The sequence below is a fragment of the Staphylococcus sp. Mo2-1 genome (assembly GCF_046721385.1).
Lineage (GTDB): Bacteria > Bacillota > Bacilli > Staphylococcales > Staphylococcaceae > Staphylococcus > Staphylococcus equorum_A.
The window spans coordinates 12,613-34,201 of record NZ_JBEUUK010000002.1 but is presented as its reverse complement, the minus strand read 5'-3'; the positions used below and the strand labels follow the sequence as shown (position 1 = coordinate 34,201).

General features: G+C 31.4%; 12 protein-coding genes and 6 pseudogenes. 7 read left to right on the top strand and 11 right to left on the bottom strand.

All coding sequences use genetic code 11. The features are described from left to right. Positions 1–33: 33 nt before the first annotated feature. Positions 34–966 carry a DMT family transporter gene (locus ABLV95_RS14790; RefSeq protein ID WP_460871909.1) on the top strand — a complete coding sequence of 311 codons (933 nt, stop codon included), beginning with the start codon at positions 34–36 and terminating at the stop codon, positions 964–966. A gap of 726 nt (positions 967–1,692) precedes the next feature. Here ABLV95_RS14790 and ABLV95_RS14785 read toward each other — a convergent pair. The 3 genes and pseudogenes from ABLV95_RS14785 to ABLV95_RS14775 form a co-directional block, all read right to left on the bottom strand. Beyond that, positions 1,693–2,268 (bottom strand): annotated as a pseudogene (locus tag ABLV95_RS14785) (aldehyde dehydrogenase family protein); the annotation flags it as partial. Between the two features lie 3 nt (positions 2,269–2,271). After that, a complete protein-coding gene (locus tag ABLV95_RS14780) occupies positions 2,272–2,727 on the bottom strand; it encodes a MarR family winged helix-turn-helix transcriptional regulator (RefSeq protein ID WP_460871910.1) in 456 nt (151 codons plus the stop codon). Between the two features lie 85 nt (positions 2,728–2,812). Further along, a pseudogene (locus ABLV95_RS14775) lies at positions 2,813–5,664 on the bottom strand (YhgE/Pip family protein). Positions 5,665–5,881: 217 nt separating this feature from the next. Between ABLV95_RS14775 and ABLV95_RS14770 the strand changes: the two are divergent. Beyond that, positions 5,882–8,011: pseudogene (locus ABLV95_RS14770) on the top strand (amidase domain-containing protein). A 165-nt stretch (positions 8,012–8,176) separates the two neighbouring features. On the opposite strand, the gene ABLV95_RS14765 reads toward ABLV95_RS14770, so the two are convergent. Both ABLV95_RS14765 and ABLV95_RS14760 read right to left on the bottom strand, forming a co-directional pair. Next, positions 8,177–10,105: a GA module-containing protein gene (locus ABLV95_RS14765; protein ID WP_427707113.1), complete on the bottom strand. Its 1,929-nt coding sequence runs from the start codon at positions 10,103–10,105 to the stop codon at positions 8,177–8,179. 251 nt (positions 10,106–10,356) lie between these two features. Beyond that, the gene (locus ABLV95_RS14760; RefSeq protein ID WP_427707110.1) at positions 10,357–11,055 is read right to left on the bottom strand and encodes a DUF536 domain-containing protein; all 699 of its coding nucleotides are present in this window, start codon (positions 11,053–11,055) and stop codon (positions 10,357–10,359) included. A 492-nt stretch (positions 11,056–11,547) separates the two neighbouring features. Here ABLV95_RS14760 and ABLV95_RS14755 point away from each other — a divergent pair, with 492 nt between their 5' ends. Both ABLV95_RS14755 and ABLV95_RS14750 read left to right on the top strand, forming a co-directional pair. Beyond that, complete coding sequence (locus ABLV95_RS14755) at positions 11,548–12,519, top strand: replication initiator protein A (protein ID WP_427707108.1); 972 nt, start codon at positions 11,548–11,550, stop codon at positions 12,517–12,519. 441 nt (positions 12,520–12,960) lie between these two features. Then, a pseudogene (locus ABLV95_RS14750) lies at positions 12,961–13,805 on the top strand (YitT family protein). 167 nt (positions 13,806–13,972) lie between these two features. Here the strand turns inward: ABLV95_RS14750 and ABLV95_RS14745 are convergent. The 3 genes from ABLV95_RS14745 to ABLV95_RS14735 all read right to left on the bottom strand — a co-directional run bounded on the left by ABLV95_RS14745 (position 13,973) and on the right by ABLV95_RS14735 (position 15,788). Then, positions 13,973–14,425 carry a DUF334 domain-containing protein gene (locus tag ABLV95_RS14745; RefSeq protein ID WP_427707104.1) on the bottom strand — a complete coding sequence of 151 codons (453 nt, stop codon included), beginning with the start codon at positions 14,423–14,425 and terminating at the stop codon, positions 13,973–13,975. A 62-nt stretch (positions 14,426–14,487) separates the two neighbouring features. Continuing rightward, the gene (locus tag ABLV95_RS14740; RefSeq protein WP_460876806.1) at positions 14,488–15,444 is read right to left on the bottom strand and encodes a relaxase/mobilization nuclease domain-containing protein; all 957 of its coding nucleotides are present in this window, start codon (positions 15,442–15,444) and stop codon (positions 14,488–14,490) included. Continuing rightward, complete coding sequence (locus tag ABLV95_RS14735) at positions 15,426–15,788, bottom strand: plasmid mobilization protein (RefSeq protein WP_460876809.1); 363 nt, start codon at positions 15,786–15,788, stop codon at positions 15,426–15,428. Before ABLV95_RS14735 ends, ABLV95_RS14740 begins: the two co-directional genes overlap by 19 nt. A 397-nt stretch (positions 15,789–16,185) precedes the next feature. Between ABLV95_RS14735 and ABLV95_RS14730 the strand changes: the two genes are divergently transcribed. From ABLV95_RS14730 to ABLV95_RS14720, 3 genes and pseudogenes are all read left to right on the top strand, one after another. Then, positions 16,186–16,629 (top strand): plasmid mobilization protein, encoded by a 444-nt coding sequence (locus ABLV95_RS14730; RefSeq protein ID WP_427707100.1) that lies wholly within the window; start codon positions 16,186–16,188, stop codon positions 16,627–16,629. A gap of 142 nt (positions 16,630–16,771) precedes the next feature. Beyond that, a pseudogene (locus ABLV95_RS14725) lies at positions 16,772–18,143 on the top strand (CitMHS family transporter). Positions 18,144–18,356: 213 nt separating this feature from the next. After that, on the top strand, positions 18,357–18,452 hold the full coding sequence (locus ABLV95_RS14720; RefSeq protein ID WP_021340007.1) for a type I toxin-antitoxin system Fst family toxin: 96 nt from the start codon (positions 18,357–18,359) through the stop codon (positions 18,450–18,452). A 171-nt stretch (positions 18,453–18,623) separates the two neighbouring features. On the opposite strand, the gene ABLV95_RS14715 is transcribed toward ABLV95_RS14720, so the two are convergent. The 3 genes and pseudogenes from ABLV95_RS14715 to ABLV95_RS14705 all read right to left on the bottom strand — a co-directional run bounded on the left by ABLV95_RS14715 (position 18,624) and on the right by ABLV95_RS14705 (position 21,576). Beyond that, a complete protein-coding gene (locus tag ABLV95_RS14715; RefSeq protein ID WP_167867727.1) occupies positions 18,624–19,724 on the bottom strand; it encodes a glycerol dehydrogenase in 1,101 nt (366 codons plus the stop codon). A 332-nt stretch (positions 19,725–20,056) separates the two neighbouring features. Further along, positions 20,057–20,731 (bottom strand): annotated as a pseudogene (locus ABLV95_RS14710) (IS6-like element IS257 family transposase). 587 nt (positions 20,732–21,318) lie between these two features. After that, complete coding sequence (locus ABLV95_RS14705; protein WP_411769064.1) at positions 21,319–21,576, bottom strand: hypothetical protein; 258 nt, start codon at positions 21,574–21,576, stop codon at positions 21,319–21,321. Positions 21,577–21,589: the final 13 nt, after the last annotated feature.

Here is a 21,589-nt window from a genome sequence, read left to right as displayed (position 1 = left end):
AGAAATATAAAGCAACAACTATGGAGGGTTAAAATGAATCAACAAAATCAACATATAGGATTTATTATGATTATTAGCGGAGCAACTCTTTGGGGCCTATCGGGTCCTATGATACAGTGGCTTTTTCAACATTCCACCATTTCATCCATAGATTTTCTTGTTTTTCGCTTACTATTAGCTGGAATTTTTCTTCTCTTGTATCTTTCCTTTTCAAAAAAACAAATCTTTGAAATTTGGAAGTACTCAGGTCATAGAATTCAACTCATATTATTTGGCGCTATTGGTATGCTCGGTGCTCAATACTTTTTTATCGAGGCAATCAATGTAAGCAATGCTGTCACGGCTATGTTGTTTCAGTTTTTTGCTCCAATCCTTATTACAATTTATGTATCTATACAAATCAAACAGCTACCGACTGCCAGACAATTTATTTCTATAATTATAGCTTTAATAGGGCTCTATTTTTTAATCACAAATGGTTCATATCAAAACATTCTTCTAACCAAACAGGGTATTATCTTTGGAATTCTTACAATGTTAGGTTTTACATTTTATACTATACAACCGGTTTCTTTAATCAAAAAATGGGGCGTCATTCTTGTGGTTGGATGGGGAATGTTAATCGCGGGTGTACTTTCCTTTTTACTAAATTTAAATTTTAGTATTCAAAGTTTTATTGAAGACTTAACAATCACAACAACTATTATGTTATTGGGTGTGATTATAAGTGGAACTCTTTCATTTCTTCTTTATATCGGAAGTTTAAAGTATTTATCCCCATCTGAAACAAGCATTTTATCCAGTATAGAACCTCTCGTTGCCATTATCATTTCAATTACTTGGTTGAATGAATCCTTTGGATACTATCAACTAGTAGGCGGACTATTTATTATTATAGCTGTCGTTGCTTTAACTACACCGAAAAAAGTAAATATGAAAATTAAACAAATTTTTCAAAAATTTTAAGCTATAAAGTAGTATAAAAAAGACACTTCTTTAAAAGAAGTGTCTTAATCATTTCAAAACATGCTCGTTAACGAACGTTTTATATTCCTGGTTAAATTATTAGTTAGATATAAACGATGGTTATTTAGACAATATTTAATCTAACGTCTGATAGGCATGGATTATATAATTATATTTCTTAACTTTATAAAAATAATAATTGACATAACTATTCGTATTTTGGATGAGTTACTTTTAATAATTCAATAATATCCTCTGCAGGTATTCCCATATTATAAAAAATGTACGCTTTATGTAACTGAAGAACATAGTTCATTTGATAACATTTGTATTTTCTTTATGGATTATTATCTCGTAAAGGAAATAAACAAAGAATAAAAATATTTCTACATTGTCTTTTAATTAAACTTTTCAAATTTAATTTTTGTCTCAATATCGATTTTGAATAGGTCGTTATCAGAACCTAAATGAACATCTTCTGTTATATGATTTTTATGTATTAATTTATTCACTTAATTTATAGTTATAAAGAGATGAATTAAAAAGACTCCTTTTAAATAAGGAGTCTTTTAACTGATATAAAATAACAGTTATCTAAATCAAAAAAATCGGTTTTCAATCACTACTTAAATTTCGATTTCTACCATGGTTTAAGTAGAATATTATAACCTAATTTATTCGTTTCTTAAAATTGCAATATCAATATGTCGTATCACATTTTATTTATTAATATAGCCCTTTTAACTCGTTACTTGTATCAATAAATATATTTTTAACTTGTTGATAATTACTTAAGGCTTCTTTATATGTTTCTCGGCCAATACCTGATTTTTTATAACCACCAAACGGCGCGCCTTCTGGTACTTGGTTATATGTGTTAATCCAAATGCGACCTGTTTTTACAGCTTTCGCAATATTCAACGCACGTGTAATATCTTGAGAGAATACGCCTCCTGCTAAACCATACTCAGAATCATTAGCAATTTTAATTGCTTCTTCGTCATCTTTTACTTTTATAATTGTTAAAACAGGACCAAAAATTTCTTCTTGCGCTAATTTATCAGCATTATCTTTAACAGCGATTAATGTTGGTTCTAGAAAGTAACCACTTTCTAAACCATCGTTAGTAATACGTTTACCTCCTGTGAGAATTTCAGCATTAGATTGTTCTGCATAAGTAATATAAGATTGGATTTTTTCCATCTGTTCTTGGCTTGTTTGACTACCCATTTGTGTGTTTTCATCCAATGGATCGCCTACTTTAATATTTGAAAAGGCTTCTTTTAGACGTGAAATTAACTTACTCTAGTAGTACTTTTTTAAAAATGTCTTTTCAAAATTCATGAGCTGATACATAAATTTTTCAAAATCTTCTCTAACAAAACAACTTAACAAAAGTAACTTTATTTCTTTTGTTAAGTTTATTTTCATTTCTTTTAATAAGCGTTCTCCATTATGCGTCAAACTCACTAATTTAGTACGTTTATCATTCGAATAAACTCGTTGCACATAACCTTTGCTTTCTAACTTCTTAACACGTTTTGATGCGACTGTCTTATAAGTACGTTGCTTATTTGCTAAGTAGTTAATCGATACTTTTTCATTATGCTGAATAAAATACATTGTTTCTATTTGTTCATAAGATAAGTAACGACCTGGTTCCAATTCTTTAACCATGTTAGTAATTGCTTTATTAATATTCGCTGTAGCATCATAGAATTGGTTAATTATTATTTCTAAGTTTCCCTCTTTATGCTCCATATTAACCTTCCTTACTAAACTATCGTTTTTCAACCATCATTTATTTTTTAAAAATTAAATATTACTTATTATAAGCATAATAACTTTATTCCATTACATCACTTTCTTCAGCTTTTTCAGTTGCTTTTCTCATCAGTGGATCAGTAATTGGTTTAAAGATAACACCAATTAATAAAAATCCTATACCAAATAATGAAAGTATCACTAATTTTTTAGTTAAAATTTCAGGTACAGGTCCTCCAACTGCTTCTCTTAAAGCATCTATTGAATAAGAGAAAGGTAAATAAGGGTGAATGACTTGGAAGAACTCTGGTGTAACTTGGATAGGGAAGGTTCCTCCACCACCTGCTATTTGTAGTACAAGGAAGATGATTGCAATTGCTTTCCCTGGATTTCCTAACAATGACACTAAAGTATATACAATTGAAATAAATACAAGTGATGAGAATACTGATATAGCAATAAACCATACAACAGATTCAACTTGCGCTTTCAGTATCACTATATCTCCAATTGATACGATGAGTGCTTGGATAATACCCAACGTGTAGAACAACCCACTCTTTCCTAGATAAATTTCTCTTGTCGTTAGATGTGGCTCTAATGATTTATGTTTATTATCTGTCGTTAATAAACTTACCAGTAATAAAGCTCCTACCCATATTGCTAATGCTGTGTAAAATGGTGTGCTTGCTGAACCGTAGTCTTTCACAGGAAATATGTCTTTTTGATCTATATTAATTGGATTTGCGATTACATTAGCTTGTTTTTTCAAATCATTTTTCAATAGGTCTACCATTTTATCCACTGCATCGTCGTCTTCAATCTCATCAAATAGTTTGTTCGCTTTAGCCAAATCTTTTTCAACATCTGGTAATTGATTACGTGCAAAATCTGCCAAATTGTGCAAGCTTTCTTTTGCACGTGGTTGATTTGTATCTAAAATATCTACCAAATTATCATAGCGATTAAACAGTGTAGGTATTGTATTGTTCACAGTTGCTGTTGTATCAGATAATTGTTGTTCTAAACCTGGCAAGTCATTTTCAATAAATGATGCTCGCGTTAGAAACACTTTGTTTAAATTGTGGATAATAATTTTGAGCAATAGACATTGCATCCATATATCTTTGTTCAATGACTGGTAGTGCACTTTGAATCGTCTCAATTCTATCCTTACCAGTAGTTAAAATACTTTCTCCTGAATTTATAACTTGATCAATTGTGTTTAATTTCGATTGAACAGTTGATAGTTTTATATCGCCGTCATCTAATAATGACATCACATCATTAGATACATCTAATAATTTTTGGTTTAGTTCTGACTTAATATAGTTTCTTAAATCATCTAAGCTACTATTCACGCGTGGAATTTCTTTAAGTAATTCTACTGCTTCTTCTTTACCAGAACTTCCATTCGAAAGTGCTTCACTAAGTTGATTTTGTGTCTTAATTAAATTATTAATTCTATTATTTGCTGATTCTAATTCCTTAATCTCATCAGAAAGATCTACATTTTCTCTATCTTCAAGCTCTGATAATATATCTATAAATTTTTGATTGGACTTACTTGTTACTTCAAGTCTAGATTTAATATTATCTAAAGTTTCTTTGAAATCTTTTGGCTTATCTGTAGATATAATACCGTAAGTGACATTTTTTAGCGCATTAATATCTTCTTGACTACTTTCCGCTTGTTTGTCGGTATAATTGGATAAAGATAATAATGATTTTGATAGTGAAGATTCCATTGCGCTTACATCTTCACTACTTATTGCTGTTCCATTTTGATTATTTCCAGCATTGTCGCTATTACCATTACTTATTTGCGAAGTTTTAATATTTGAATAACTATCTGACCCTTTAGAACTTTGTCTGCTCAGTTTCAACATTTTCTTGTAATCGATTATTAGCATTTTGATTTGCTTCCTGTGCATTATCAACGACTTTTTGATAGCCTTCGACACGCTGTTGCACTGCAGGTAAATATCCTTGCGCTTCATTCAGGCTTTGTAGCCCTGCGTCAACCCCTGCGCTTGCAAGGTCTACACCACGATTAATTTTTGGAAAAGCTTCTGGTACATCATTAGATGCAACATTCAAGGCATTTTCAATATTTGGCATGTAGTCATTTAATGCCAATATCAATTTAGCTCGCTCATTTAATGTCGGAATGGCCGCATTAACTTGGTTTAATTTATCTGCAGCATCTATAACTTCACCTTTATGATTTCCTAACGCTCTAAATTCATCAGCATAATTGTCAATTTCATCCTGATTTTCATCTAAATATATTATTTTATCAGCAAAATCATTAATTTTGGGTATAGAATCATTAGCTTTAGATACTGCATCTTCAATTTTATTTATGGTTGGAATTTCTTCCTCAAGTTTCACGCCAAGTCGATTTGCTTCATCTAATAATGCTTTTGTTACTGTCTCATTAAATTGTTCATTTGCTTTTTGAACAATGGCACTCGTCCCTGCATTTGTCATTTTAGGCGCAATCGCATTAAGTTTTTGATTCACTTTGTATTCTACGTCTGCTTGCTGTGGGTTTTTTCGAAGTGTGCCGGTAATTTGGTGTGTAAACTTCTCTGGTATGTAAATGGCCGCGTAATAATCGCCCATCTTCAAATCATGATCGGCTTTTTTTCGACTTACAAATTGCCAATCAAAGTTATCATCTTTCTTTAGTTTATTGGTAATTTTATTGCCCACGTTCACATTTTTATCTTTAACTGTATCTCCCTTATCCTCATTTACAACAGCCACTTTAATATTTTTAGTATTACCGTATGGATCCCATGTCGCTTCTAAGTTAAACCAAGCATAAAAAGAAGGAAGAAGTGCTAAACCTCCTAAAATCACTAAAACAGCGGGCGTCTTAGCAATCTTTTTCAAATCCATTATAAATAATTTTATTGCGTTCTTCATTTATACACCTCTAAAACTGTATCTATTGATTTTTCTTACATAAATTTAAAATTACTATTTGTTAATTTCATATAAGTTGATATACTGAATGCATTAACGAAGTCTATCCATTTTTAGTTGATACGTATCAACCAAATCTAAGTCTGTTTATAGTGTACCAAGACAAACCATAGTTTGTACATAGCAAAGTAATATATTTTAGAAAAGAGGTATTTTCATGAAGCAACAAAAATTATTAGTCTGTTTGCTTTCAACTTCTTTACTTATTCCATCATTTTCTATCAACGATGTTAGTGCCGAATCTTTAGAAAAAAGTGCCACAACTTCTGAATCAAATGACGTGTATAAGGAAAAAGATGAGGAGCAAGCTAAGCAATCACATTCATCAAAAAATGGAAATGATGAAAAGAATAAATCTAGTGATGAAAAGGAAAATAGTGAACGCAAGAGTAAGTTAAATAGTACAAAAGATGAAAGGACTACAGAAGATATTAATAATAAAAGACATAAAACTTCTGATAATGAATCATCCAACGAAAAAATACTGAGTTCATTTGAAAATTCATTTAATGATTCATCGTCTTATGATAGTTTGAATGTTTTCAAGCCAGAACCTTTTAAGAGTGACAATGATGGGCTATCTGAATTACTAAATCAACTGTTCTCTAATAATAAAACGAAACAAACTTCTACTATAGAGAATAACGATGTACAAAACGAGGAGAATGACAGTCAAAATGATGATACATCTATAGATCAAATAAATCCAAATACGACATATTCGGATGATAGTGACGAATCAAATACTAACAATTTAGAAAAAAATAGTGATAAGGGTTCAGATAAGGGTTCACTACAAGATGACATTGATGATGTACAGTCATCTGAGAAGTCAGAGAACGATGATATAGATAATAAGACTGAATCAAACAAACTTCCAGTTGATAAAAATCAAAAAAAGATGATGGTGAGTCAAAACAATCCTCCCAACAAGATCGATCTTATGAAGAAGCAAATAATGATGCTGATGATCTAGACAACAAAGATAATGACACACCTGCTACTGAAAACGATAATGCCAACAGCGATAACGAAAATGCTGATAAATCAGATACAAAATCTGACGATAAAGTATTAGATGCAATTTTAGACGAGTATAGTGAAGATGCTAAAAATAATAAAAAACAATATGATGCTCAAAAAGATGATTTATCAAATGGAAATAGTAAAAGTAGGGAAAATAATTCTGAGAAACAGGCGTCGAATACAAATGCTAACCCTCAATTACCTTCTGAATCACAATTAGCTAAAAAAGAAAAGCCAGCTCAATCATTTGAAAACGACATAAACCAATCAAACATCAGATCTACTGCAACTTTCCAACAATTGCCAAATTTATCGGATGATAATAACAATTCTAACGATATAACAATTACTGAAAGTAAAAATACACGAGATTTTATTAAAACAGTTGCACAAGACGCTCACGACATAGGTCAAGATGAAGATATTTATGCATCTGTTATGATTGCCCAAGCCATATTAGAATCTGACTCAGGCACTAGTGATCTTGCTAGTTCACCACATTTCAATTTATTTGGAATAAAAGGAGCTTATGAAGGTCAGTCGGCTACATTTAATACACTCGAAGATAATGGCAACCATACGTTCCAAATTTCAGCAAACTTCCGCGACTATCCAAGCAAAAAAGAATCATTGGAAGATTATGCCAATTTAATCAAACATGGCATCGATGGTAACCAGGACATTTATAAACCAACATGGAAAAGTGAAGCTTATAGTTACCGTTCAGCAACAATGCATTTGGCTACCACATACGCGACTGATTCACAATACGCCGACAAATTAAATAGTATTATCAACCACTATGACTTAACACAGTTTGATAATAAAAAAATGCCTGATTTAGATAACTACAAAGCGAACAACGATGATTATGATTCAGCTTTCAAACCATTTTCAGAAACAACAAATGACTCTCCTTATCCTCATGGGCAATGTACATGGTATGTTTATAATCGCATGGCACAGTTCGACAAATATGTGAGTGGTGATTTAGGCGACGCACGAAACTGGAATAATCGAGCAGAAAGAAAAGATTATGCTGTTTCTTCAACACCAAAAGCTCACACTGCCGTTGTATTTGAGGCAGGTCAACAAGGGGCAGACCAGATCTACGGTCATGTAGCTTTTGTAGAAAAAGTTAACGATGATGGTTCTATCGTTATATCAGAATCAAACATTAAAGGACTTGGTATCGTTTCTTATAGAACAATTGATGCAGATGCTTGCAACTGAATTGAGTTACATTACAGGTAATAACTAGTAAATTTAAATATTCCCTTTATTTTATTTATTAAAGTGTTTAATTTAGCTTTTAATCATTCAAAATACAAATGCTCCATTCAAAGTTCCACTTACTAGTGTTCACTTTGAATGGAGCATTTTAAATATACTATATGAATTAACTCGTACTAAAATACGTTATAATTTAATATTTACAATTTTTCGATTTATTTCGTTTGGTGAACCATATTAATCCACCACCTATAATGAAAAGTAGAATCCCTAATGGAATTGTTGATTTTTTTACTACTGTTCCTGTATCAGGTAAAGAAAAATCACCATTATTGTCAAATAAACCACTTAAAAAGCTACCCGAGGAATCACCTAGAGATAAAGCACGACCAGGCGAAGGATTAGATATATCCTTAATTCCATCTAATATACTGTTTCTATTGAATAAATCGTCAAATAGACTTGGTGTACCAAGTAATTTTGAATTTCCACTTAATTTTCGCATCTGTTCACCTCTGTCTAACAAACTCCCATCAAATTTATTTGATAAACTTGGCGTATATTTTAATGGTTCAAACAAACCATGCATATCATCTTTAAATTTACTTATATCTTTATCAGCCTTTAATAAATCATTCAACTCATTATTAATTCCCGATTTCATTAGATTTAATAAGCTATGCTTAGAATCTTCTTTTTTGGCAATAACGTCGGCAAGCACTTTAGCTTTAGCATCATTTAATTTCGTAGCTAGCATTGTTTCTAAAGCTTTACGTTTATCATGAGATTGGTCCAATATATTTTCTAAAATATCATCGCTTGTAACATTGTCACCAAAATGATGTTTGATTAAAGCTACAATTTGTTCGTTACTCGGATTTTTACGCATTATTTCACCAACGATTTTTGATGTATCTATATGATCAAATTTAGTTAATAGTATCGTTTTAATAAGTTCTTGCTTATCAGATGTTTTATCAAACATAGATTTTAAAATATCATCACTCGTAGTAGTAGATAAGTTATCTAACTCACTAACAACTTGATTCGCGATTTGTTGATCTGTTTTACCTTTTGTATCTATACGTTCTAAAATAGATTGTGCACTCTTTTCATCAAAAGTACCACTAACAATATCTTTTACAGCTTGTTCTTTATTATTTACAGATTGTAAATGATTTAATACAACGTCATTTTGTTTCTTTAGACTTTGTTGCGTTTTTTCTATTTCTTTTTTCAATTTTTCTTTGTTTTTAGCAGATATGGAGTCTCGTTCAGAAAGCTTTGAATCCAATATCTTTAAATTATTTTCTTTATTTTCGACATAATAATCTAAATTATCTTTTACTTTTGAATGGTTTGTCGTAACTTTATCAATGTCTTTTTTAATTTCATCTGGTTGTTGTATTTGATTGCTCTCAGTATTAGATGTATCTTTAAATGTTAAACCGTCTTGGTTATTTTCTTTAACATCACTTTTTTTATTTAGTTTACCCCTATCAACTAAATTGGAAAAATCATCACTATCATCAAACAAATGAGCTATATTTTTCTTTGTATCTCTTTGATTTAAATTAGCATCAAACGTATTATCTTGCAGACCTTCTTGATCGAACAATTCATTACTATCTTGTTCTTCAATATGGTTAGAATTTTCTTTAACAGAAGAAGTTATATTTTTTTGGTCATCTAACTCACTTTTTACACTTTTCTTGTCTTCAGATACTTCCTTTTTGTCATTTTCAATTAAATGACTCTGCACTTTATTCTGTTCAATGATTTTATTATCAACCTTTTTTGCTTTCTTCAATATTTCTTCAACTTCTTCTGTACTTTTAGCTTTTATAATTTCTTTAATAGAAGCATCTTTCTGACTATCTTTAATGTTTTTTAGCTTATCAATGTTCTCTTTACCTTCTTGAATGCGTTTTTCTAGCGTATTTTCACTATTCGAATGTGTCTCAATATTTAAATCAGCCTTATCTTTTGCTTCTACTGATGGCGTTGAAATCACACTATATCCCATTAAAGAAGTGCTAATAATAAGTGCCACACTAGAAAATTTAAAATGATGATTTAATCTGGTTTTATTATTTAAATTATTATACCTTAACTTTTTCATTAAATTCACCTTTCTTCTAATTATTCTTCCTCATTATATAGGTTATATAACTTTATTCAAATAGCAATATTGAAATACTATATCATTAAAAAATAAATATTATGTTCAAATTTATTGATAAATTAACTTAAATTTAAAATGAAAATGATTTTCACTATTGATTTATTAACATAATCCATGGTTTATCAGAAGTTCAATCTACATAAAGAGGCACGACAAGTTTATGACTTGTCGTGCCTCTTTAATTACAGTTAGTTACCAAATAAACGACTCCAAAACCCCTTTTTAGGTGGTTCCTCTTCCCTATCATCAGGTTCACTTTTGATTTCTTCAGATAGTTTATCATCTTTTGGTAATTCATCTTCTTTTATACTTTCACCTTTTTTCTCTTCAGGGATATCTTTATGTTCCACTTCAGTTTCTGATGGTTGATTTTCTTCTTGTTGTTGGTTGATATTTGGAGTTTCTTCAGTAAAAGTTACTTCTTGCGCATTAACGTTTTGTCTATCATTAGTCGCTGTATCAAAAGAATAGTTAAGATGTCTTTCTTCTTCTAATTGATTTTCTAGCTTTTGAATTTTTTTATTACTCTCCAAAGCTAAAATTTGTTGATTTTCTAAAAGTCTATTAAGTGTATTTATTTGCTCTTTATCTCTATTTGATTGTTCTTTATATATATCTAACTGGTTATATAAATGTTTTATTGTCTCATCTTTCACCAGATTATCATTATTAGGTCTAGCTTCTTCTTCTTCTTTTTTTTCATTTTCAAAATTATCATGTTTATTTTGATTTTTTCTTATTCGGTTTACCACTATAATTTCATCTTCGCTTGCTAAATAATTTACATTATCAACCTTTTGGAATTTTACATTTGCTTTTTTAGCATTATTATAAACAGTCATTTTTGTAACGTTTAACTCATCGGCAATTTCCTTCATACTCTTCATATAATGCCCTCCGTATAGTTATATATATAACATCCATATCATTATATAGTTATTATACTTGTTAATGCAACCCTATTCATATAAATATATAGGGTTATATATATAAATATACGTATATCTATATACCACAACTTATATAGGGTTATATACCTGCTATACTTATTGTATAGGCACTTATACAGCGTTATACGACTTATCCGTATAAGTTCATTATACGAAGTTTTAACCTTCTTTGAAAATGCATACATACAAATGTATATAAACAATTTAACAAAACTTTTAAAAGTGTTAATATAAGTATATATAAAAGAAACCCGACTACGGGAATAGTCAGGTTTCTTCGGTAATAAAACAAGTGGTTTGTCTGTTTATATAGTTGTTATATTCTTATTATATATATTAAGAATTATTAGTGCAAGTCGAATACATATAAACTTACTTATAGCTTATTTATTACCTCTTTTAAAATTCATATATGAAAGAGGTTTTTGTATGTCCAACTTTAATATTAAAGAAATCCAAAAAGAAAAATTTTACCAACTACCTAAAGTGTTTTTTACGAATCCTAAGTATACTAAATTGTCTAATGACGCAAAAATCACTTGGTCGATACTAAGGGATCGTTTAGATTTATCTATACGGAATAATTGGGTAGATAAAAACGGAGATATATTTTTTATTTATACCAATGAAAAGCTTAAGTCTATTTTAAACATTAGCAGTCCCAATAAGTTATCTAAAATAAAAAAAGAATTAACTCAAGCTGATTTATTTAATCAAATACGAGTAGGGTTAAATAAACCTAATAAATTATATATTAAAAAACCGGAAGTAACAGAAGCTGATGTATATCATATTTCACAACAAGAAAACGACATAGAACAGCGAGATAACACGGACGTATCATTATCATATATCCAGAAGTATGATAATGATACGTCAAGAGATATTAATAACATACGTCATGACGTATCAAAAGAATACACAAATGATACTGACTTAAGTAATACTGACTATATTGAGACTGAGAATAATGATACGAATGACTTGAATGATACATATACCAATTCAATAAAAAGTAATCATCCGGATCATACAAATCATCAACAAACCGAATTTAATAATGACGCACTTAAGTTCCAAGTTCTCGAAGAATTGCCTCAACAACTTCAAGACTATTTAAGTAAATTTGAAATTAGAGAAATTCGGATTATTAAAAGTGTGTTACTCAAAGGTAAGAAATCATTTAATAATGCACATGATACCTATTACCGTTTAGAAGATGTTGAGTTTGAAATTGTAAGTGTCTTGAAACGTTTTAAAGCGATGTTGCTACAAAAGAATGAAAGCGTTGAAGCTATGCAAGGGTATTTAATGCAATCCATTAAAGCTGAATTCGAAGAAACACATGCGCTTTATATGCGACGTCAAAACATGAAACAACATAATATCTTTAATCAATAATCAAAAAAATATCAAAATACTCAGTATCTCATCTGACTATTTAACAATCAGTGTCTTAAAAGAATGAAACGGATTTTGGTCAATTTCATAAACATAAAATTAGACTATACTTATTTGGTCCACATTTGCGTTTTAAGGAGGCATATAATATTTTTGGTATAAATCTATCTGTATAACGCTTAATTCTTCAAGACCCCTTTTAAAATCCAAATAAATGCATATAAAAATAGATATCTAACCCAGATAAAACGAAAGAGCTTTTTATTCTTAACAAGGACTGCTTTCTGTATTACTTTTTAAAAGGTATAGTAGCAATATTTATACTAATTAAATTCTATGTGTTTTTCTTCATCATTAGGCTTAATTTGAATACAGCAAAAATCTTTTAATCACTTTTAATTTTGAGTTACTCATATCTTTTGAGAATAAAGGAGGTTGTAAATGAAACTTGTATATGGTGTACATTTGAAGAATATATTAATTGCGACAATTGGGTCTTTTTTTACGGCCTTTGGTGTTAATTGTTTTGTTATTAGTTCTAATTTGGGGGATGGGGGGACCGTTGGTCTATCCTTACTTTTAAAGTATTCTTTAAATTTATCCCGGCGCTTACATCTTTAATTATTAATTTAATTGTTATAATGATTGGATGGAAATATTTAAGTAAAAAAACAGCTGTTTATACGTTGTTAACAATAATTACTACCTCGATATTTTTGGATCTTACGGAATCGTTATCTTTAAATTTAAATGATTCTATGGTTAATGCGATATTTGCAGGTGTTTTTATTGGTTTAGGTTCTGGGATGATTATTATTTCTGGTAGCACGATGGGTGGGCCATCAGTTATAGCTAAAATAATTAACAAGTATTTGAATATAAGAACAGCTCAGGCAATTTTTATATTAGATAGTATTATCGTATTATCATTTTTAAGTGTTCTACCAGTTATTAATATTTTGTTCACTATAATTATGCTGTTTGTTATAGAGAGAGTTTCAGCGTTTATTATTGAGGGGCTTAATCCCCAAAAAGCACTTACTATTATTTCAAATAAAAATGCTGTAATTAGTAGCAAAATAAATGAATTGACTGGTAGAGGTGCTACATTATTTAAAGCTACAGGTAGTTATGAACAGAAAGGTATAGCTGTTTTATATGTTGTTTTATCACAATCTCAAATAACTAAAGCGAAAAAAATTGTTTTAGCAGAAGATGAAAATGCTTTTTTGGCTATTCATGATGTAAGGGATGTTTTAGGTCGCGGATTTTTGAATTTATCATGATTTTATTTTGAGAATAATATTATGATAAATCGAGGTTCTTTTTTTGGTGTTTTGAAACGATTTTCTTCTTTCTTTGTTACTGTATAAAGACAATTATATTTTAAAATATAATTATTAATTAAAGGCATTTCTCAAAGAGAAATGCCTTTAATCGCTCCTTAAGAATGTTAATTTTCAAATAATCTTAAAAGCCATAAACAAGCCAACAAAATTAAAACAAAGAGTATATAAGGGACGATATAAGCTATATACCATAAGTAGCCCCATGCAGACTGTGTATGTGTAATCGTATGATGTAACGTACTGTACATGCTATCAATACCTAAAACATGACCAATAGGTCCTGTAACAATGGACACTAAGGCCATTAATAAAATAACGAAGTATAGGGCGCCGATCCCATGCGTCATACTTTTGATACTCGATTTAAAAGTGCTATTCAACTTTTGATTTTCTTTTAAACTGTTATTCAATGCTTCATGCTGTTCTCGGTTGGCCATTCGAATACCTTTGAGATCCTCATACATACCTTCTTTTTCTTGTCTAAACGCCTTTGCGACATCCTCTGTCATAGATGTTGTATCAATTTTTGATAACATTTGATTGGAAATTTTAATCACTTTGGTTTCTGTTTTATCTAGGTAGTTTTTAAAGTTCGAGGTCGAAGCCTTTAGTTCGCTTACTAATTTTTGGTTCTGATTCGATCTGCTTTGCTCTCGGCTGCTCGAGCTCGATCATCCTGTTCCCGAGCTTCGCGTTCTGTTCTTTCAGCTCGTTCACGATGTTTCCGCTCATTGCGTTGGGCTTCGGTTGATTGTTCGAAATCTGCCCAATTAAGTTCTGTTCTAGGTTGTCTATGCGTTGATTGATCTTTTGGAGTTCGTTCAGGAACTGTTCGTTCTGATTCGTATTTGGTGTGTCTACGTTGTTTCTCGGATTCAAAGCCATCGATAATGCCTCCTTTATCATAAATATCGCCTAATTTACTACCGCGTACTTTTTTATCTGATTCGATATGTCTATATGTGATGGTCTTATCGGTTACACGTTCAACAGAGATCCCTTTCGGAAGTAATTGTTCTTTGAAGCTCTCCATATCTGTGGCCTGTGTTTCATCAATGGCCATTCGCACCTCGTTTTTCCAAGATTTTTTCCCTTTATCAATCAGGTTTTGTTCAGCTTGGGTATAACGCAATTCTGACGTCGGTTCTGGAATGGATAAACCATGGTTTAAACAAACTTCGTCGTTAGCTTTACGTAGGTCACGTAAAGCTTGTTTATCGTTATTAAATTTCTTGCCTGTTTCTAAATTCACGGCATTGATCACAATATGATTGTGAATATGATCCGTATCGCTATGTGTGTAGATGGCCACTTGATGGTCGGGTGCCATTTTTTCGGCTAGTTCTAAACCGAGTGCATTACATTGTTCCGGCGTGACTTCACCTGGTTTAAAGGATTGAATGATCACATGGCCTTGATTTCCATCTGTTTTACCGTAAACTTCGCGAGAAGCTTTAAACGCACTTTTTACGTATTCAACATCACAATTTAAACCACTTTTTTCTTCTGCACGCTTTTCAGCATAATTAATGGCACGTGACGTTGATTTGGTAGAACTTATTTTAGTTGTTGCCATATGTGATTCAACTCCTTACGCATGACGGCGATATCTTGTTGCATCAAGTCTATATTTGCGCGTTCACCATACGTATTTAAAGCTTTAGCGATTTGGTTTAAGTTGTCGCCCAACTTACCCATATCTTTGGCCATCGATTGTCGCGTCTCTTTGTCTAATTTGGGCGCGACTAATCGAGTCCCTTGTGCCTTGTTTTTAACAAACGAAGGCACACTCATATTCAAAGTTTCAGCCGATGCCTGTAACTTTGAATATTCGAATTCGCTCACACGAAAACTAATTTGTTTCGGTTCCTTGCGGTCGGGGTTTTGGTTTTTCCCGACAGCTTCGTTCCCTTCAGTCATTGTTTTACGTTCGCTCACAATCCCACCTCGCTTTCTAACGAAAGACACGTTGTTCCGTTGATTGTATTATAACATAATACAATCTTCATCACATCGCTATAGAGGTTTGGCAAGCAATGGGAATGCTAGCCACTTCGTGCCTAGATACCCTGCTTGTTGGTGGATAAATCCCCCAAGCCCCCATGATTTTTTCTACGCAAAAATAGCAAATACCGATCGGTATTTACGTAGTCCATACGCTCAAAAATGTGAGCGTTAATATGAGTATTTGCTCATTTTATAAATGGTATTTATAATTAGCTATTACTCATCAAGTATCCCCTCCATAACTAAGTAAACACTCAATAAAAATAGAGTATATTTTTTGAGTGTTTACTTAGTTATGGAGGGGATACCAATGCCAGATCAAAATCATAAAAAAGCGAAAACAATCAACATTAATTTAACCGAAGAAGAGTACGATAAAGTGAAGCAACTTGCGGAAATAAGATATCTCAATCCGACAGCATATACACGACTTACTGCGTTAGGCAATCGTATTAAACCTACGGTTATACAACCCAAAAATGAGGGCATTACAGAGCTCGAAAATGAAAATCAAAGACTGAATGAACAACTTAATACGGGCTTTGGACGATATGAAATTTCACAAGAGGAATATGAGAGTTTAGAAGAAAAGTATTTCGAAGCTTACATGTATAGAAGTATATTAAAACGATTTTTAGAATATGTTCAAGCGGATGGAGAGTATATCAACTTGAATGGTTATAAAAATGATGAAAAGCTAAAAGCAGATATTAGGGATGCAATTATTAATTTAAAAGTTGGAAGAGAAAACTAATATTAGTTTATTTGCATAAAAATATAGTTAAATGTGTAATTATTCTAATTCTCTGTTACAATTAACAACAAATATTATTATGTTTATATAGAAGCGCTTACATTTAAATGTAAGCGCTTCTAAAATTTAAAAGGGGGGTTGTATGCAACAAGATAGTATTTGGTTAACAATTGTTGGATTGATAATTATCATATCTATTGTAGGTTTGTTAATTGCAAAACGTATTAGTCCAGTGGTAGGTATGATCTTAATACCTAGTGTTGGGGCATTAGTATTAGGTTATAGTATTGGAGATTTAGTTGAGTTTTTCAATAGTGGTTTGGATCAAGTGATAAATGTCGTTATTATGTTTATTTTTGCTATTATTTTCTTTGGTATTATGAGTGATAGTGGTTTATTTAAACCTCTCGTAAAGAAATTAATTTTGCTAACAAGAGGCAATGTAATTGTTGTCTGTATTGTAACCGCATTAATAGGAACTTTTGCTCAGCTTGATGGTGCTTGGAGCTACGACTTTCTTACTTTCTATTCCTGCTTTATTACCTTTATATAAAGCACTTAACATGAACCGTTATTTACTATTATTACTACTTGCTTTAAGTGCGGCAATTATGAACATGGTGCCTTGGGGAGGACCGATGGCACGTACTGCATCGGTTTTAGGTGTTAAAAATGTTAATGAGTTATGGTATGGTATCATTCCTATACAAATTACAGGATTTATTCTGGTGTTACTTTTCGCAGTATTTTTAGGTTTTAGAGAAAAAGTACGTATTAATCAAGCTATTAATAAAGGTGAAGTAGCTGATACACAACATTTAGACATAAATAAGATAGTTGAAAACTACGAGCGTGACCAAGATATAAAATTTCCAGTACGTGGTGTAGCTATTAATAAGCCTTGGATGAATTGGGTTAACGCTTTACTTACAATTGCAATTATTGTAGTAATGTTAGCAAACATCGCACCTCCAGAATTTGCTTTTATGATTGGTGTAGCAATCGCATTAGTTATTAATTTTCCCAACGTAGATGAACAAATGAGTCGTTTGAAAGCACATGCACCAAATGCATTAATGATGGCCGCTGTGATTATTGCAGCAGGTATGTTCTTAGGAGTATTGAATGAAACGGGTATGTTAGAAGCTATTGCAGTTAACTTTATTCATATTATTCCTAACGCTGTAGGCCCTTATTTACATATTATTGTTGGTATTTTTGGTGTGCCACTTGATTTACTCACAAGTACAGATGCTTATTATTTTGCAGTCTTACCTATAGTAGAACAAACAGCAAGTCAATTTGGCGTGCCCGCTATTTCAACTGCCTATTCTATGGTTATAGGTAATATTATTGGTACATTTGTAAGTCCATTTTCTCCAGCGTTGTGGTTAGCTATTGGACTAGCAGAAGCGAATATGGGTACTTATATTAAATATGCATTTTTCTGGATTTGGGGATTTGCGATTATTCTGTTAATAATTGCTATTCTAATGGGTGTAGTAACAGTTTAATTGATAATTAAACGGGAAATTGAACAAATAATCAACTAGATACTATAATGTGAATACGCTTTTTTGATTATAAATGTATCATAGTTTGTTAGAAATTTATTCAACATAATTCAACTTATCGGAAGTGCATATGCTTGCAGATTAACAGATGGTATAATAGGGAAGTCGTCGTTCTACTTCTGTGCTTGGTTTAGCATGGAAGGAGGTGACACCATGTTCAGCATCATATTTGTATCTATAGTAGCTCCTATTATAGTGGGGGTTATAATCACGTTGTTTTCATATTGGTTGAATAATCGTGATAAATAATTAAGCGACGACATAGTAATAACACCAAAAAGAGCCCGATAACTATTCCAGTAGTTATCGGGCTCGGTGTTTACCATGTTCAACACATATTTGTTATCTAAATTATAACATCATAGTGGAGAGAAATGCAAAATAAGAATAAATATATACGTAGTCTAAATAAAGAGCAATTTACTTAGCTTTGCCTTCACTTAATTCATTCACTGCTAGTATAGCTTGCGCTATGTCTTCAGCAGTGAATTCGTCACTTAAATTAGAGAAAGTGTCATTAGGATCTTTTGCTAATTCTCCCACTTTTACTAAATCCTCAAAAGAAACGTCGTGTAAATGCATATTATTTAAATTTGTTGGCATTTCTAAGAATTTATAAAAATCAATATATTTTTTAATTTCTTCATAAGGTCTATTTTCTAAAACCATTTGAACGAGAGTCCCATACGCCACTTTTTCGCCGTGTCCAAGTTTATGGATATCTCCTGATAAAGCTGTAAACCCATTGTGTATTGCATGGGCTGCAGCAAGTCCACCGTTTTCAAAACCAAGTCCTGAGAGTAAAGTGTTTGCTTCGATAATAGACTCCACTTGAGGTGTTACAATACCTTGTGCTGCAGAAAAATAGGCGCTTTTACCGTATTTAAATATTGTTTCTTCTGCTTTTTCAGCAATGGCTAAAGAAGCTAATGTTGGTTTTCCATCCACCATAGTTTTCCCTCTACGGTTTAAAGTTGCTTTAACTTCTACTAAAGTAGCTAAAGCATCGCTCATGCCCGCCGCAAACAATTTGACTGGTGCTTGGACTATAATTTGTGAATCTGCTAATACTACATTTGGGTTTTTATAGTAAAATCTGTAACCCGTAAAAACACCTTCATCTGAATAGATAACTGACAAAGCACTCGTAGGCGCATCTGTAGAAGCAGTTGTTGGGACAATAATAACAGGGGAATTAAGATCATCAGAAATTGCTTTTGCTGTATCTAATGTCTTTCCTCCTCCAACGCCAACAATCACATTTATGTTATTTTCTTTGGCTATTTGGCTAAGTCTTGCTATTTCATTTTCAGAGGCTTCCCCATTAAATTCTTCGTATTTGTAACTAATCTCGTTAGATTCAAAACTCTCATTTATGTCTTTATTTGTTAGTGACCAAACTAAACTATCTGAAATAATCAAGGGTGTATCACCTAATTTATTAACTTCATTGGCTAAACTTTTTATTTCTCCTTTTCCTTGTATATATCTACTTGGCGATTGAAAAACGTATCTTGACATAAAAAAACCTCCTTATTATTTGATATACACTTATTTTATCCCCTGTATTCGTATGTATAAATCATAAATCTTTGTAAATGTGAAAGTTTATACGTAAAACAATTACTTATTCGAATGATTTAACTTCTTTTTTTGAGCAAGACGTATTCAGGGTGTGGGTCATTTTTTATTATTTAAATTGGAAAATAAACTTTTGTTTAAGTCAAAATTTTAATTTTACGTGTTTAACATACTTCTTTTGAGGTTATTTGAGTTTGTAAGTAGGATATTTATGGTTCTGTTGCAAAGTAAAAAAATATAGCTAACCACTAATTTATCATGTCAGTGTTCGCTTAACTTGCTAGCATGATGCTAATTTCGTGGCATGGCGAAAATCCGTAGATCTGAAGAGACTCGCGGTTCTTTTTATATAGAGCGTAAATACATTCAATACCTTTTAAAGTATTCTTTGCTGTATTGATACTTTGATACCTTGTCTTTCTTACTTTAATATGACGGTGATCTTGCTCAATGAGGTTATTCAGATATTTCGATGTACAATGACAGTCAGGTTTAAGTTTAAAAGCTTTAATTACTTTAGCCATTGCTACCTTCGTTGAAGGTGCCTGATCTGTAATTACCTTTTGAGGTTTACCAAATTGTTTAATGAGACGTTTGATAAACGCATATGCTGAATGATTATCTCGTTGCTTACGCAATCAAATATCTAATGTATGTCCCTCTGCATCAATGGCACGATATAAATAGCTCCATTTTCCTTTTATTTTGATGTACGTCTCATCAATACGCCATTTGTAATAAGCTTTTTTATGCTTTTTCTTCCAAATTTGATACAAAATTGGGGCATATTCTTGAACCCAACGGTAGACCGTTGAATGATGAACGTTTACACCACGTTCCCTTAATATTTCAGATATATCACGATAACTCAATGCATATCTTAGATAGTAGCCAACGGCTACAGTGATAACATCCTTGTTAAATTGTTTATATCTGAAATAGTTCATACAGAAGACTCCTTTTTGTTAAAATTATACTATAAATTCAACTTTGCAACAGAACCCTACGCAAGCGTAATGACGAATAGGCGACTAGTCACACCAAAAAACCCCCTTACTACGGCCATAGTAAGGGGGTTTGGTGCATACATGCCTGATAATCTTTGTTGATTGCATTATAACACTATAATTGGTAGGAATGCAAAGTAGTTTTATCTGTTTAGGTTATGTGAATCCAATATATTTAAAAATAGGAGTGATTATGATCAATAAAGTTAATTTACATCACAGGATTAAAATCTTTTAAAACAAATTAATGGAGTAAATCAATAATAGAATCAGATAATGAAATTTCTATTATTTTATTGATTGTAATAGCTTCAGTACATTTTTATCAACTTTAGCTTTGTATTGTGCTTTTTTCGTTCTATTCAGTAGGATTGTGGATATGTTTACTAGTAACATAATTAGATATTAAACACTATATTATTGTGTCATTTCAATTAATAATGCTTAGTTATAATAAATTCTGAAATACAGTTTCTACTTTTTTAGGACTGTCTTTGGGAGCAAGTTTTTTTACTACATTACCATCTTTAGCAATAATAAATTTTGTGAAATTCCATTTGATTTTCTTTCCATATTTCAGCTATTTGGTCATCAGTACCAGGTTTTTGTTTAGAAAATTGATTACAAGGAAATCCAAGTATAATTAGCCCTTGCTCTTTATATTTTTGGTAATATTCTTCTAATTCTTCAAATTGACCACTTAAGCCACATTTTGTGGCAGTATTAACTAATATAATAACTTTACCTTTGTAGTCATTTAAATAATACTTAATACCTACTACCATCTTTGTTAACAAC

Coding starts and splice junctions, on each gene's coding strand:
- ABLV95_RS14740 (WP_460876806.1), bottom strand. CDS start 15,444: ATGGCAACAACTAAAATAAGTTCTACCAAATCAACGTCACGTGCCATT.
- ABLV95_RS14790 (WP_460871909.1), top strand. CDS start 34: ATGAATCAACAAAATCAACATATAGGATTTATTATGATTATTAGCGGA.
- ABLV95_RS14730 (WP_427707100.1), top strand. CDS start 16,186: ATGCCAGATCAAAATCATAAAAAAGCGAAAACAATCAACATTAATTTA.
- ABLV95_RS14760 (WP_427707110.1), bottom strand. CDS start 11,055: ATGAAGAGTATGAAGGAAATTGCCGATGAGTTAAACGTTACAAAAATG.
- ABLV95_RS14780 (WP_460871910.1), bottom strand. CDS start 2,727: ATGGAGCATAAAGAGGGAAACTTAGAAATAATAATTAACCAATTCTAT.
- ABLV95_RS14705 (WP_411769064.1), bottom strand. CDS start 21,576: ATGGTAGTAGGTATTAAGTATTATTTAAATGACTACAAAGGTAAAGTT.
- ABLV95_RS14765 (WP_427707113.1), bottom strand. CDS start 10,105: ATGAAAAAGTTAAGGTATAATAATTTAAATAATAAAACCAGATTAAAT.
- ABLV95_RS14735 (WP_460876809.1), bottom strand. CDS start 15,788: ATGACTGAAGGGAACGAAGCTGTCGGGAAAAACCAAAACCCCGACCGC.
- ABLV95_RS14720 (WP_021340007.1), top strand. CDS start 18,357: ATGTTCAGCATCATATTTGTATCTATAGTAGCTCCTATTATAGTGGGG.
- ABLV95_RS14755 (WP_427707108.1), top strand. CDS start 11,548: ATGTCCAACTTTAATATTAAAGAAATCCAAAAAGAAAAATTTTACCAA.
- ABLV95_RS14715 (WP_167867727.1), bottom strand. CDS start 19,724: ATGTCAAGATACGTTTTTCAATCGCCAAGTAGATATATACAAGGAAAA.